Below are 14,420 nucleotides of genomic sequence, written 5' to 3' on the forward strand. Positions count from 1 at the left end.
GTCGTTTTTATTGTGTTCGGGGCGGCCGGACGTTGAACCTGAACGTTCACGGAAACGGGTACTTGCCCGGCATTCGCGCTTGGCGGACGAACCTACGCTCAGGGCTAAACGATGAGGAGTGGATTGGATAAATACCTGCCATTCACCCGGCAAATAGCTGTTGAAGCGGCGGCCATTGATGACGCATCCACGAGACTGGCGAGAAGCGTGAAGAAACATTCACGGGGTCAATACGAAGCATTTATACAAGCCATTTATCAGGGGCCGGGCAGCCCGATAGATTGGGCTCACAAATACAAAAAACCGATGGGCCAATCATCACCGGCTTATCCTGACGTCGGAGCCAGACCTCATGTTTCTACACCCTGATTCGTTGCCCTCAGTTTCTGAAATGCCCCCTGAAATCGACCTTCACTGGCTGTCAGTGACTCTTCAGCCTGTTGTTGCCGATTAAAAGGATTCAGTCATGGGATGCGTTAATAAAGTTCTGATCGTGGGCGGTGGAATCGGTGGTCTCGCAGCGGCCATCGCGATGCGCCAAAAAGGCATCGAAGTGGACCTGGTCGAGATCAAGACCGAGTGGACCGTTTACGGCGTGGGGATCATCCAGCCGTCCAATGCCCTGCGTGCGTTGTCGAAAATCGGCCTGGCCCAGCGCTGCATCGACAACGGATGGCCGTTCGAAGGCTGGCAGCTCTTCACGCAAGAAGGTGAGTTGCTCCACTCCGTGCCGACACCCCGCGCTGAAGGCGCCGACTGTCCGCCGAACAACGGGATCACCCGGCCCATCCTCCACGACATGCTGTCGCAGACGGCCATCGAGCACGGTGTCCGCGTCGAGTTGGGAACTTCCGTGGAGGCGATCACGCAAACGACCGAATCCGCCCACGTGACCTTCACCGATGGGCGCCAAGCCCACTATGACTTGGTGGTCGGCGCCGATGGCGTCTACTCGAAAGTTCGCGATCTGATGTTCGGTCGCACCGAGCTCAAGTTCGTCGGGCAGGCGGTGTGGCGCTTCATCACCGAGCGTCCGAAGGACATGCGCTGGGGCGGGATTTATTACGGTCATCGCAACAAGGTCGGGCTGGTCCCTCTCAGCGAAGAGTTGATGTACCTGTTCCTGGTCACCGCCGAGCCGGGCAATCCGCGCAAGCCGCTGGATCAACTGCACACCCTGTTGGGCGAACACTTGCAGGATTATTCCGGCCTGATCGCTGAGCTGGCCCAGCGTGTGACCGATCCGGCCCAGGTCGTCTACAAGCCCATCGAAGAGCTGTTCGTCGAAGGCTCCTGGCACCGTGGTCGCGTCGTGTTGTTGGGTGACGCGGCCCACGCTTCCAGCCCGCACCTGGCAGCAGGCGCCGCGATGGCGCTGGAAGATGCGGTGTTATTGGGCGACCTGCTCGACGAACATCAGGGCCTTGAAAGCGCCCTGAGCGCTTACGACGTCCGGCGTCAGCCTCGCTGCCGCAACGTCACCGACGCGTGCGGAAAATTGATCGAAGCCGAACTTCAGCAATGGGCCGGTCAGGCGCCTACCCATGACGCAGGCCAAGTGTTCGGCGAAGCGCTGAGAGACCTCGCGCGCCCGTTTTAAGTTCGCATCAGGGGCACTGTGATCGTTGCACTTCCCGTGTCGCGTATTGATCGCGGCGCGCGGACCTGTGCGCGTCCATGACCGTGCCCACTATTCAGATTGGCTGGAGTTGTCGACATGCTTGAATACTTTCCAACGAACTATGTATGGAACCTGGCGACCAATATTTCATTGAACACCGGTGGCCATTTCGGTGAAGTGCACGCTATTTGTCAGTCGCTCATCGACGTGTCGAAACGGGGCGATGACGAGGGCAGCCTGGCGTTTTACGAAGCCTGGAGCGCTCGCGCCAACACGTTGATCGAGTTGGCACAGGAAGACGTGGCGGCGGGGCACTTGTTGAGCGCGGGCACTAAATACGGTCGCGCCTCCAACTATTACCTCACTGCTGAACGCATGTTGTCGCAGGAATTCCCGCAGCGTGAGACCGCGTACAAAAAGAGCATTGAGTGTTTTGAAAAGTTCGTGCACTTGAGCCAGGAAAACTGCGAAATCATCGAAGTGCCCTATAACGGCAGTTATTTGCCCGCGCTGTTCGTGAAAGCGGAAGGTGTGAACGGCAAGCCTGCGCCGGTGATGGCGCTGTTCAACGGCCTCGACAGTTTCAAAGAGATGATTTACGGCTCGGGGCTCGCCCAGCAGCTGGCTCGTCGCGGCATCTCCAGCATCATCGTGGACCAACCGGGAGCAGGGGGCGCCATTCGCCTGCACGGCCACACCGCTGTCATTGAAAGTGAGCTGTGGGCCGGCGCAGTCGTCGATTATCTCGAAACCCGCAGCGACATCGATCCAGCCCTGATCGGCATCTCGGCCTGGTCCCTCGGCGGCTACTACGCCCCCCGTGCGGCAGCCTTCGAAAAACGCTTCAAATTGTGCGTCGCCTGGGGCGCCAATCACAACTGGGGCGAAGTCCAGAAACAGCGTCAGGCCCGTGAAGGCGCGAACCCGGTGCCTCATTACTGGGAACACGTGCAATGGGTCTGGGGCGAAAACAGCATGGACGCGTTCATGGCCATGGCCCCTCGGGTGACCCTCAATGGCGTGGTGGACAAGATCACCGTGCCGTTCCTGGTGTTGCACGGCAGCAACGACCGCCAGATCAACGTGAAGTACGCCCACCAGTCCTACGAGCAAGCGGTCAACAGCCCACGGCGCGAACTGAAGATTTTCACCGAGCGCGAAGGCGGGGTAGAGCATTGCGGTGCGGACAACATGTCCAACGCCCGGGACTACCTCGTGGACTGGGTCAGGGACGTGTTCAACGACCTGACGGCTCAGCGCACGCCAGCGCTTCAAGCGAAGGTCGGGTAACCCATGAAAAACATCAAAGGCAAAGTGGTCATCACCTGCGCCGTGACCGGCGGCGTCCACACCCCGAGCATGTCGCCGCATTTGCCGGTGACGGCGCAGCAGATTTCCGACGCGGCGATCGGTGCCGTGCAGGCGGGCGCGTCCATCGTGCACTTGCATGCCCGCGATCCGTTGACCGGGCGCCCGAGTCAAGACCCGGCGCTGTTCCGCGAATTCGTCGGCACGATCAAGGCGCAGTGCGACGGCATCATCAACATCACTACCGGCGGCGCGCCGACCATGGGTGTCGACGAACGTCTGCAACCCGCGTTGCAGCTGGCGCCGGAGCTGGCGTCGCTGAACATGGGCTCCATGAACTTCGCGCTGTTTCCGATGCTGAACCGCTACAAGGATTTCCAGCACGACTGGGAAGCGAAGTACCTGGAAAGCACGCGGGACACGGTGTTCCGCAACACCTTCAAGGACATCGAAAACATCCTGCGTGCCTGTTCGGACCAAGGCACGCGCTTCGAATTCGAGTGCTACGACACGTCCCATCTCTACAACCTGGCGCACTTCCTGGACCGCAAGCTGGTGACCCCGCCGCTGTTCGTGCAGACGGTGTTCGGGATTCTCGGCGGCATCGGCCCGCATCCAGACGATGTGGCGCACATGAAGCGCACGGCGGATCGGCTGTTCGGTGACGACTTCGTGTGGTCGGTGCTGGGGGCCGGTCGTGCACAGATGCCCACCGCTGCCATTTCGGCGGCCAACGGCGGGAACGTCCGGGTCGGTCTCGAAGATTCGCTGTGGGACCAGCAGGGCCAATTGGCCCGGGAAAACGCGGACCAGGTGCGCCGGGTGCGCAAGATCATCGAAGGCCTGGCCCTCGATGTTGCCACGCCGGAAGAGGCCCGGCAGTTGCTCGCCCTTAAGGGCGCCAGCCACGTGAATTTCTGACGCTCACGAACCGGAGCGTTTGAAACGGCATTGAAAGCCTGTAGTGCACCACGACGTAGTTCAGACAACTAAAATAAAAACGGTATCTGCCATGCACCTCATTTATAAGCGTCTTGCCCGTCCGACCCAGATGACGTTGCTGTTCGGCACGTTCTCCATCATGGCCCCGTTTGCCTCTGGGTTTGAATTCAAGTTCGAAGACACGGGCGTCAAAGGCTATTGGGACAACACCCTCAAGTACAGCACGGCGTACCGGCTGCACGGCCAGGATCGCTCATTGACGTCCGATGCCAACGCCGATGATGGCGACCGCAACTTCGACAAGGGCATCACCTCCAACCGAGTCGACCTGTTCACCGAGTTGGGGATGAGCTATCAGGGCTTCGGATTTCGCACGACGGGCGCCGCCTGGTACGACAGCGTTTACAACGGGCGCAACGACAACTCATCCAATACCGTCAACCACCTGGGCAGAAACGACGGGTTTGACGACGAGACCGAAAAGCTCGCGGGTCGCAAGGCCGAGCTGCTCGACGCGTTTGTCTACGGCAGCACCGATATCGGCGGACATAACACCTCGTTCCGATTGGGCAAGCACACGTTGTTGTGGGGGCAGAGCCTGCTGTTCCCCACCAACGGCATCGCCTACGGCCAGGCGCCTATCGATGTGTCCAAAGCGTTGTCGGTGCCCAACACTCGGGCCGCTGAGCTGTTCATGCCGGTCAACCAGCTGTCGATGCAATTCCAGTTCAACGACAGCATGAGCATGGCGGCGTTTTACCAACTGGATTGGGAGCGCACCCGCCTGGCGCCCTCGGGCAGTTTCTTCAGTACCGCCGACATCGTCGGCGACGGCAACAAGCGGATCATCGTGGGGCAAAACCCGGTGATCGGCGACGCGGACGGTAACATCTCGCTCTATCGCGGCAAAAGTCGCGACGCCAGCAAGTCCGGCCAGTTTGGCGTCGCGCTGAACTTCAACCCCGGTCAAGGCGCAACGGAGTACAGCCTGTTCGCCTTGCGCTTCAATAACCGTCTTCCGCAAATCTATGCCTATCAAGGCAAGAATTTCGGGGCCAACCCTGGCCAGGTGGGTGAGTTCGCCGAGGTGTATTCCGAAGGCGTGAAAATGCTCGGTGCCAGTTTCAGCACCAGCGTCGGTGAGGCGAACTTCGCCGGTGAAATGTCGACGCGCTACGACATGCCGCTGCGCAAGTTGGGGCCGGTGTTCGTCGACGTTGACGATGACAGCCGCGACCGACATGCACTGGGTCGAACCGCCCATGCCCAGTTGTCGACCATCTACCTGGTGCCGCGCACGCCCCTGTGGGAGTCCGCCAGCCTGATCGGTGAAGTGGCGTGGCACCGGTTGCTGGCCGTGACCAAAAACCGTGAACAGTTCGATGCCAAGGACTTCACCGACAGTGCCACCGGCGTGCGCTTCGTTTTGGAGCCCAGCTATTACCAGGCGGCACCGGGGCTGGATCTGTTCGTGCCTGTCGGCATGGGCTACACCCACGGCAAATCCCCGACCGACGCGGCCTTCAACAACTACAACGCCGATGGTGGCGGCGACATGAGCATCGGCCTGCGCGGCGTCTACGACGGCGTCTGGAACGGCCTGCTCAACTTCACCCATTACTACGGCAGCTCCAACAGTGCCGACAATGCCTACGGGGACCGGGACTTCATTTCGTTCTCCATTCAGCGGGCGTTCTAAATCCAGAATGATAAGAACCGAGGATTTTTCCATGAAACTGTGTTCAGCCTTTGCCATTGGCGTGTTGTGTTCAAGTGTCGGCCTGGCCCACGCCGCCGTCAGCCCTCAGGAAGCCGCTCAGTTGAATACGACGCTGACGCCGCTGGGCGGAGAGCGCGCCGCGAGTGCGGACGGCAAGATCCCGGCGTGGACCGGCGGGTACACCACGGTCGATCCGAATTACAAATCCGGCGGCAAGCGAGGCGACCCGTTCGCGGGGGAAAAACCGCTGTTCAGCATCACCGGCAAAAACGCGGCGGACTACAAGGCGAACCTGACCGAAGGCCAGTTGGCGATGCTTGCCAAGTACCCGGACTATCGCATCGACGTATACCCGACTCACCGCACCGCCGCTGCGCCGAAATGGGTCTATGAAAACACCCTGCGCAATGCCACCGAGGCCAAGTTGGTCAAAGACGGTTTTGCGGTGGAAGGGGCTTATGGCGGCACGCCGTTTCCGATCCCGAAAAACGGCAACGAAGCCATGTGGAACCACATGCTGCGCTGGCAGGGCGAAAGCCTCACGTTCGAGTTCAGCGCCTACAACGGCACGACCTCGGGTCGTACCGTGCTGACCTCGACGAACAATGCCTACTACCAGTTTCCGTACTACCAGAAAGATGGCCGGGACAGCTTCAACGGTATTTATCGTCAACTGAAACTGGTGCCGACTGCGCCGCCGTTGCAGGCCGGTCAATCGATTCTCGCCATCGACCCGCTGGACCAGATCGCCCAGGGCCGTCCGACCTGGCAGTACCTCACCGGCCAGCGCCGCACCCGCAAGCTGCCCAATGCCGCCTACGACACGCCGTCGTTCGTCACCTCCGGGCAGATGAACTTCGACGAGGTGTACATGTTTGAAGGCCCGATGGACCGCTACAAGTGGAAGCTGGTCGGCAAGCAGGAAGTCTTCGTGCCGTACAACAATAACAAGGCCCTGCAACCGGCCAAGGACGCTGACGTGCTGGGCGAGCATTTCCTCAACCCGGATCACGTGCGCTGGGAACTGCACCGCGCCTGGATCGTGGAAGCGGAACTCGCGCCCGGCATGCGCCACGTGATGCCCAAACGTCGCTTCTACCTCGACGAAGACACTTGGCAGGCCATGCTCGCCGACAGCTGGGACGCCAACGGCAAACTGTGGAAAACCGGCTACATGCAGAACGTCGTCCTTCCGGATTTGCCGGGCACCATCAACAGCAGTTTCGGCGTCTACGACTTGCTGAGCGGCGGCTGGTTCGCCAACAACATCCAGAACGGTTATCAGGACCAGATGACGGTTCATGCTCCCTGGCCCAACTCGTTTTTCACGGCGGACTCGCTGTCCAGTGAAGGCGTTCGCTGAGGTCCATCCGCGCCGCGCAAGCGGCGCGAATGACTGGAGTATCTGACATGTACCATCGCATTTTCGGTTGCCTGTTTCTCGGGCTGGTGAGCGTGTTGCCCGTGGCGGGAAACCTCGTCCACGCCGCCGCTCAAGACAGCGCCGCCAAGCCCCATTACCTGACCGCCATCGAGCGCGCGGGCGAACGCCTGATCGCGGTGGGGGAGCGGGGCGTCATCCTGCTGTCCGACGACGACGGCGCCAACTGGCGACAGGTCGACAGCGGCAATGACGTCACGCTGACCGGCCTGACGGCCCTGGACCCGCAACACATTTGGGTCGTTGGCCATGAAGGCACGTTGTTGCGCAGCGACGACGGCGGCGAGCATTGGGCACCGGTGCTGCGAGGCGTGGCGGCCGCGCAATTGGCGCTGGCCGAAGTCCGGCACCTCAAGGCGTCCCCCGTTTCGGCGCAGGCGCAGCCCTTGATCGACGGTCTGGAGCGCAATGCCGAGCGCATGATCGAGACGGGTTCCAGCGAGCCGTTGTTCTCCATTCAGTTCACCGATTCGCAGCACGGTCTGGCGGTGGGCGCCTACGGAGTGGTTCTCCGCACACAGGACGGTGGCCGTACGTGGGCCGCCGTGCTGGGGCATGTCGACAACCCTCGTAACCTGCATCTGTACGCCCTTGCCAACGTTCAAGGGAGCCTTTACCTGGCCGGGGAGCAAGGTTTCCTGGCGCGCTCCACGGATCAGGGCGAGCACTTTGCAAGACTGGACTCCGGCGCCTCCGCCAGTTTTTTCACCCTGACCGAAGACGCCCAGGGTGGGATCTACGCAGGGGGACTCGAAGGGGTTGCCTTGCGCTCTTCGGATCAGGGCGCCACCTGGCAGCCACTGACGGGTGGGCCTAAGCAGAGCTGGGTCGCCAGTCGACCCGGTCCTGATGACAGCGTGATATTCGCCAACGCCAACGGTGCGCTGTTTCACACCGCGAAGGACGCTGCGTTGATACCGCTCGCCCGTTCGAGGGGCGTGCCGCTGTCCGATTTCATCGCCTCGCCCACAGGGGCCACGACTGTGGTCGGCCCGGGAGGCGTGACCCACGCTTTGAAGGCTGTCTCTGACAACGCCGTACTGGAAGCCCACCAATGAACCCTAAAGACATGACCGGTGCCGCCGACAGTCAGCAGCCCATGACGCTGGATCAGTTCGATCCCCGCTCGGGTTCGTTCACCGAGCGCCTGATTTTCAATCACCGTTTCATCGTGATCCTGCTGTGCGTGCTCGCGACGTTTTTTCTCGGGTGGCAATTGCGCCATCTGCAACTGAACGCCAGTTTCGAAAAGACCGTACCGACCCAGCACCCGTACCTGATTCACTACGCCGACAACAAGGACGAACTGGCGGGGCAGGGCAACGCACTGCGCATTGCGGTGGAAAACCTTGGCGGCGACATCTACGAACCGGCGTATCTGGAGACGCTGAAGCAGATCAGCGATGAGGTGTTCCTGATTCCAGGCGTTGATCGGCCGTTCATGAAATCGCTGTGGACCTCGTCCACGCGCTGGATGGCGATCACCGAAGAGGGGCTGGACGGCGGCCCGGTGATGCCGGACGACTACGACGGCTCCAAAGCCACCCTTGAAGCGTTGCACCACAACGTCGATAACTCAGGCGAGATCGGTCGATTGGTGGGGCTCGATGGCAAGTCGAGCATCATTTACGTGCCGCTGTTGTCCCTCGATACGCAGACCGGCTTGCCGATCGATTACGCGCAATTGTCCGCGCGCCTTGAACAGATCCGGGACAAATACCGCTCCGACAAGGTCGACATTCACATCATCGGCTTCGCCAAGGTCGTGGGTGATCTGATCGACGGGCTGGAGCAGATCCTGCTGTTTTTCCTGCTCGCGGTAATCATCACGGGTGGCGTGTTGTACGCCTACACCCGCTGCCTGAGAAGCACGGCGCTGGTGCTGTCCTGTTCGCTGGTGGCGATCATCTGGCAGTTGGGGATGTTGCCGCTGGTGGGGCTGCAGCTCGACCCGTATTCGGTGCTGGTGCCGTTCCTGGTGTTCGCCATCGGCATCAGCCACGGCGCGCAAAAGATGAACGGCATCATGCAGGACATCGGCAAGGGTACGCATCGGTTGGTGGCGGCGCGGTTCACGTTCCGCCGGTTGTTTCTCACCGGGCTGACGGCGCTGTTGTGCGACGCCGTGGGGTTCGGCGTGCTGACGATCATCCAGATCCAGATCATCCAGGACCTGGCCATGGTTGCGAGCATCGGCGTCGCGACGCTGATTTTCACCAACCTGATCCTGCTGCCGGTGTTTCTGTCGTTCGTGGGCGTGAGCCCGTCGGCTGCGCGCAAAAGCTATGAACAAAGCGTGGCAGAAGCTGACACGGCGGCGCGCAATCCGCTGTGGCAATTCCTCGACCGTTTCACCCAGCGGCGTTGGGCCACCGTGGCACTCATCGTTGCCGCTGCGCTGGCGGGTGCCGGTTTCGTGATCGGGCGGGGCGTGCAGATCGGCGACCTCGACCGAGGCGCACCGGAATTGCGTGCCGACTCGCGGTACAACCAGGACAACGACTTCATCACCCGGCATTACGCGTCCACCAGTGACGTCCTTGTGGTGATGGTGAAAACCCCGACCAATCAATGCACGGCCTATTCGACGCTGAAAAAAGTCGACGCGCTGGAATGGCAACTGCGCAACCTGCCCGGCGTCGAGTCCACGGCGTCGCTGTCCAGCGTCAGTCGTCAGGCGCTGGTGGGCATGAACGAAGGCAACCCCAAATGGTACGACCTCAGCCATAACCAGGGCATGTTGAACGCCATCGCCACCAACACCCCGCGTTCGCTGTTCAATCAGGACTGCAACCTGTTGTCGCTCTTCGTGTACCTGAGCGATCACAAGGCCAACACGCTCAAGGCGGTCACGCAAACGGTCGAGGCCTATGCCCGGACCGCCGACGAGCCTGAGGTCAAGTTCCTGTTGGCCGCGGGCAGCGCCGGGTTCGAAGCCGCCACCAATCAGGTGGTGGAGAAGGCCAACCACGAAATGCTGTTGTGGGTGTACGCCGCCGTCACCTTGCTGTGCCTGGCGACGTTCCGCTCCTGGCGCGCGACGGTGTGCGCCATCGTGCCGCTGGTCCTGACGTCGATCCTGTGTGAAGCGTTGATGGTCATGCTCGGGATGGGCATCAAAGTCGCGACCCTGCCTGTCATCGCGCTGGGCGTGGGCATCGGGGTCGATTACGCGCTGTACGTCATGAGCGTGCTGGTGGCGCACAAACGTCAGGGCCATTCGCTGTCGGCGTCCTATTACCAGTCGCTGGTGTTCACCGGAAAGGTCGTGATGTTGACCGGCGCGACCCTGGCCTGCGCGGTCTTTCTGTGGATCTTTTCACCAATCAAATTTCAGGCGGACATGGGCGTGCTGCTGGCCTTCATGTTCCTGCTGAACATGCTGGGCGCGCTGATTCTGTTGCCCGCGCTCGCGCATTTCATGCTGCCTGATGCGCCAGACAAAGCTGCCTCCCCGGAGGCTGAAAACGGACGGCACGACCGAATAGCGCCGCCCCCCGCTGCCGCAAAACGACAGGCGTTGGTGTGAAGACGCCGCTCGTTCAATAACAAGATGATCTGAGATGAGGAATCGATAATGGCCTTTCTACGTAATGCCTGGTATCCGGCAGCTTGGGACTACGAAGTCGAACAAGACAAGCTCTTCAACCGTAAGCTGCTGAACGAAAACATCCTGTTTTTCCGCGACTCCCAAGGCGTCGCTCAAGCGGTACACGACCGTTGCCCCCATCGATTCGCGCCGCTGCACATGGGCACCCTGGAAGGCGACTCGGTGCGCTGTGCCTACCACGGCCTCGAATTCAACGGCCGTGGCGAGTGCGTGCATAACCCTCACGGCGACGGCAAGATTCCCAAGGCCGCGAAGGTCAAGGCCTACCCGCTGGTCGAACGTCACAGCGTGCTGTGGATCTGGATGGGCGCCCCTGAACTGGCCACGCCGGACACCATTCCGTTCTTCGAAGCCCTGGACCCGGAGCTCTATTACATCGGTCGCGACTACCTGCACGCGCGGGCCAACTACGTGCTCGAAACCGACAACATCATGGACCTCAGCCACATCGAATACCTGCACCCCAGCACCCTGGGCAGCAGCTCGGTGAGCCAGGCGACGACAGTGGTCGAACAGGACGGCAACACCGTCTGGTCCAAGCGCCTGATCCAGAATGAAATCATGCCGTCGTTCCTGTACGACATCTTCGATTTCACGCCGGACACCCGGGTCGATCGCTGGCTCGACGTGCGCTGGGACGCCCCGGCCACGCTGTTGCTGAACACCGGTGCCACCCGCACCGGCAGCAGCCGCGAAGAAGGCAGCCCGGTCCCTACCGTGCATTTCTTCACCCCCGAAACGGAAACCACCACCCATTACTGGTTCGGGATCAGCTTCCCGAAACGTTTGGCCGAGGTGGGTGAGCAGAAAGCCAAGATGTACATTCAGGGCCTGCGTGTGCCGTTCGAAACCGAAGACCTGCCGATGCTCGAAGCGCAGCAGGCCTCCATGGGGGATGAGGACTTCTGGGACCTCAAACCGATCCTGTTGATCGGTGACGCCGGGGCCATTCGTGCCCGCCGCATTCTCGACAGGTTGATCCTTGAGGAGCAGAACAGCCTGAACCCTTCGTCACGGAACGTGGAGAGTCCAGCATGATCGACGTGTGTGTGGTGTCGCGCCGTGCTGAAGCGATCGGTATCGACAGCTTCGAACTGGAGCGTGTCGATGGCGCGCCGTTGCCGCCTTTCACGGCCGGTGCGCACGTTGATGTGCACCTCAAGGCTGGCCTGACGCGACAATACTCGTTGTGCAACGCCCCCCATGACACCCGGCGCTATCGCGTCGGCGTGCTCAATGATCCCGCATCTCGGGGCGGTTCGCTGGCGATGCACGGGCTGCAGGTGGGCGACACGTTGTCCATCAGCGAGCCGCGAAACCTGTTCCCGCTGGTGGCCGACGCCAAGTATTCGATGCTGTTCGCAGGCGGGATCGGCATCACGCCGATCCTGTGCATGGCGCGAGAATTGTTCAACCGGGGTGCGCCGTTCGAGCTTCACTATTGCACGCGCTCAGTGGACCGCATGGCGTTCCTCAAAGAGCTGCGCGAGGCCGGTTTCGCCCACCGCGTGTTCTTCCATTTCGACGACACGCCTTCGAAACTGGACGCTGCGAAGGTGCTGGCAGCACCCATGAAGGGGAGCCATCTCTACGTGTGCGGCCCGAACGGTTTCATGAACGCCGTGCTTGGCACCGCTGAACAATTGGACTGGCCAGCGGACCACCTGCACCGCGAATACTTCGCTGCGCCGGTGGTGCAACGCAGTGCGGACAGTTTCGATGTGGTACTCAACAGCACCGGCGAGACCTATCACATCCCCGAAGGCAAAAGCGTGGTCGAGGTGTTGGCCGAATCCGGCATCGAGATTCCGGTGTCCTGCGAACAAGGCATCTGCGGCACCTGCCTGACCAAGGTCCTCGACGGCACCCCGGACCACCGGGACATGTTCATGACCCAGGAAGAGCACCAGCGTAACAACCAGTTCACCCCGTGCTGCTCCCGCGCCAAAAGTCCACGGCTGGTCCTGGACCTCTGATCGTTCACCCCTCACGTCCAATCACCCATCAGGCCAATGGCATCCCATTGGCCCGATGCGGTTCGCTTGCTTTTATAGCTTGAAGCGGCCTACCAGATCGTTGAAGGAAATCGCGAGGCGCGACAAGTCCTGCGACGACGCCGTTGTCTGGTGCGCACCCGCTGCCGTCTGGGTCGACAGGTCCTGAATGTTGACCAGGTTGCGGTCTACCTCACGCGCCACGTTCGCCTGTTGCTCACTGGCGCTGGCAATGACCAGATTCCGGTCGTTGATCTCTCCGATGCCCTGTGCGATGAGTTCCAGCGCGTCGCCGGTGGCTTGTGCGAACTGCTGCGTCTGGGTCACCAGTGATTTGCTGTTACCCATTGAAACCACCGCTTGGTCGGCGCTGGATTGAATCGACGAGATCATGCTTTCGATTTCGCCTGTGGAGGATTGGGTTCTCGCCGCCAGGGCCCTGACCTCGTCGGCGACCACCGCAAAACCACGCCCCTGTTCACCGGCGCGCGCGGCTTCGATGGCGGCGTTCAACGCCAGCAGATTGGTCTGCTCGGCGATGCCGCGAATCACTTCCAGCACTTTGCCGATGTCCCGCACGCCGACGGCAAGGTCTTCCACGATGCCGGTGGACGAGGTGATGTTGGCTGTCGCCTGATTGACGGCACCGACGGCCTCCTGCGCTTTCTCCAGACCGCTACTCGCCTGAGCGCTGACCTGTTTTGACGCTTCGGACGTCGAGATGGCGTTGCGTGCGACTTCTTCAACCGCCGAGGTCATTTGCGTCACGGCGGTGGCGGCCTGTTGGATTTCGTCGTTCTGACGCAACAAGCCACGGCTGCCGTCTTCGGTCACGGCATTCAATTCCTCGGCGGCGGATGCGAGGTTGTTGGAAGCATCCGCAATCTGGTGAATCGTGCTGCGCAGGCCTTCTTGCATCTTGCCCAAGGCCGTCAATAACTGGCCGGTTTCATCAAGGGACGTGCTGTGGATGCGCTGCGTGAGATCGCCCTTTGCGATGCGTTCAGCCGTTTCCACGGCAGTCTTGATGGGACGACTGATGAGGCGCGCCAACACGAGCCCCAGCCCCAGTGCCGCGAGGAAGGCGGCCGCAACGCCCGTGAAGAGGATCGTCGCGGCGGTACTGGCTTGTTCGTGTGCGTCCCGCGCAGCGTCTGCAACCTGGCGGTCATTGGACTCCGCAATCGCGTCGAATTCGCTCATGACCTGCTGGTAGCGGTCTTGCACTTCGTTGCCGACGATGGAGCGGGCAGAGGGCAAGTCGCCTGATGCCAATGCATCGAGCACGCGTTGCACCTGGGCCTGGTACAGCGGCCAGTCCTTCACCACTTTGTCACCGGCGATACGTTCGTCTTCCACCATTGGCGTTTTGCGATAAGTCGCGAACGCGTCTTCGCTGGCTTTACGGTTGGCCCTGATGCTGGTGAGGATTTCCTGTTTGTCGCTGTCGGGCTCGTTCGCCGCCGTCACGACAATCAGGCTGTAGACGTCACGAAGCTGTGCCACCGCCTTGGTTTGGGCATCATCAATGTTTGCCACGGAAACGAAGTTGTTGGAAAACACGTTTTCCAGACTCGCCGCCAGTTGGGTAGAACCTCGACTTCCCAACAAGCCGACGCCCAATGTAATGAATGCACATAGCCCGAACGCCATGATCAGTTTCGTGGCCAGTTTCAAATCGTGAATGAATTTCATGACGCATTGCTCCGTGTGTGCTGTTCTTATTGTGGTGGGGAATATGTCCAGCCTCCAAAGTGAACCGGACATGCTGATGATGAGGTCGG

General features: G+C 60.9%; 10 protein-coding genes and 1 pseudogene. 9 read left to right on the forward strand and 2 right to left on the reverse strand.

What is annotated here, in order from left to right:
* Nucleotides 1–466: 466 nt before the first annotated feature.
* The 9 genes from ACWKWE_RS10890 to ACWKWE_RS10930 all read left to right on the forward strand — a co-directional run bounded on the left by ACWKWE_RS10890 (nt 467) and on the right by ACWKWE_RS10930 (nt 12,618).
* Nucleotides 467–1,600, forward strand: coding sequence for an FAD-dependent monooxygenase (locus ACWKWE_RS10890; RefSeq protein WP_166598190.1), 1,134 nt, complete (start codon nt 467–469; stop codon nt 1,598–1,600).
* 117 nt (nt 1,601–1,717) lie between these two features.
* Nucleotides 1,718–2,911, forward strand: a complete 1,194-nt coding sequence (locus tag ACWKWE_RS10895; protein WP_166598191.1) for an alpha/beta hydrolase family protein — start codon at nt 1,718–1,720, stop codon at nt 2,909–2,911.
* A 3-nt stretch (nt 2,912–2,914) separates the two neighbouring features.
* On the forward strand, nt 2,915–3,850 hold the full coding sequence (gene kce / locus ACWKWE_RS10900) for a 3,5-dioxohexanoate:acetyl-CoA acetone transferase (RefSeq protein ID WP_483850513.1): 936 nt from the start codon (nt 2,915–2,917) through the stop codon (nt 3,848–3,850).
* Nucleotides 3,851–3,941: 91 nt separating this feature from the next.
* Entirely contained in the window at nt 3,942–5,570 is a 1,629-nt protein-coding gene (locus ACWKWE_RS10905) for a DUF1302 domain-containing protein (protein ID WP_483850514.1), read from the forward strand.
* A 31-nt stretch (nt 5,571–5,601) separates the two neighbouring features.
* Nucleotides 5,602–6,954: a DUF1329 domain-containing protein gene (locus ACWKWE_RS10910; RefSeq protein WP_166598194.1), complete on the forward strand. Its 1,353-nt coding sequence runs from the start codon at nt 5,602–5,604 to the stop codon at nt 6,952–6,954.
* Nucleotides 6,955–7,001: 47 nt separating this feature from the next.
* Entirely contained in the window at nt 7,002–8,090 is a 1,089-nt protein-coding gene (locus ACWKWE_RS10915) for a WD40/YVTN/BNR-like repeat-containing protein (protein WP_483850515.1), read from the forward strand.
* Nucleotides 8,087–10,561, forward strand: a complete 2,475-nt coding sequence (locus ACWKWE_RS10920) for an efflux RND transporter permease subunit (protein WP_483850516.1) — start codon at nt 8,087–8,089, stop codon at nt 10,559–10,561. Before ACWKWE_RS10915 ends, ACWKWE_RS10920 begins: the two co-directional genes overlap by 4 nt.
* A gap of 48 nt (nt 10,562–10,609) precedes the next feature.
* The gene (locus tag ACWKWE_RS10925; RefSeq protein ID WP_483850517.1) at nt 10,610–11,680 is read left to right on the forward strand and encodes a Rieske 2Fe-2S domain-containing protein; all 1,071 of its coding nucleotides are present in this window, start codon (nt 10,610–10,612) and stop codon (nt 11,678–11,680) included.
* Entirely contained in the window at nt 11,677–12,618 is a 942-nt protein-coding gene (locus ACWKWE_RS10930; RefSeq protein WP_483850518.1) for a PDR/VanB family oxidoreductase, read from the forward strand. The genes ACWKWE_RS10925 and ACWKWE_RS10930 overlap by 4 nt, the downstream gene beginning before the upstream one ends.
* A 72-nt stretch (nt 12,619–12,690) precedes the next feature.
* Here ACWKWE_RS10930 and ACWKWE_RS10935 read toward each other — a convergent pair whose 3' ends face one another.
* Both ACWKWE_RS10935 and ACWKWE_RS10940 read right to left on the reverse strand, forming a co-directional pair.
* Nucleotides 12,691–13,554, reverse strand: coding sequence for a methyl-accepting chemotaxis protein (locus ACWKWE_RS10935; protein ID WP_483850958.1), 864 nt, complete (start codon nt 13,552–13,554; stop codon nt 12,691–12,693).
* Nucleotides 13,549–14,403, reverse strand: a pseudogene (locus ACWKWE_RS10940) (MCP four helix bundle domain-containing protein); the annotation flags it as partial. The gene ACWKWE_RS10935 and the pseudogene ACWKWE_RS10940, both read right to left, overlap by 6 nt.
* Nucleotides 14,404–14,420: the final 17 nt, after the last annotated feature.

The sequence above is a fragment of the Pseudomonas salicis genome (genome assembly GCF_057128705.1).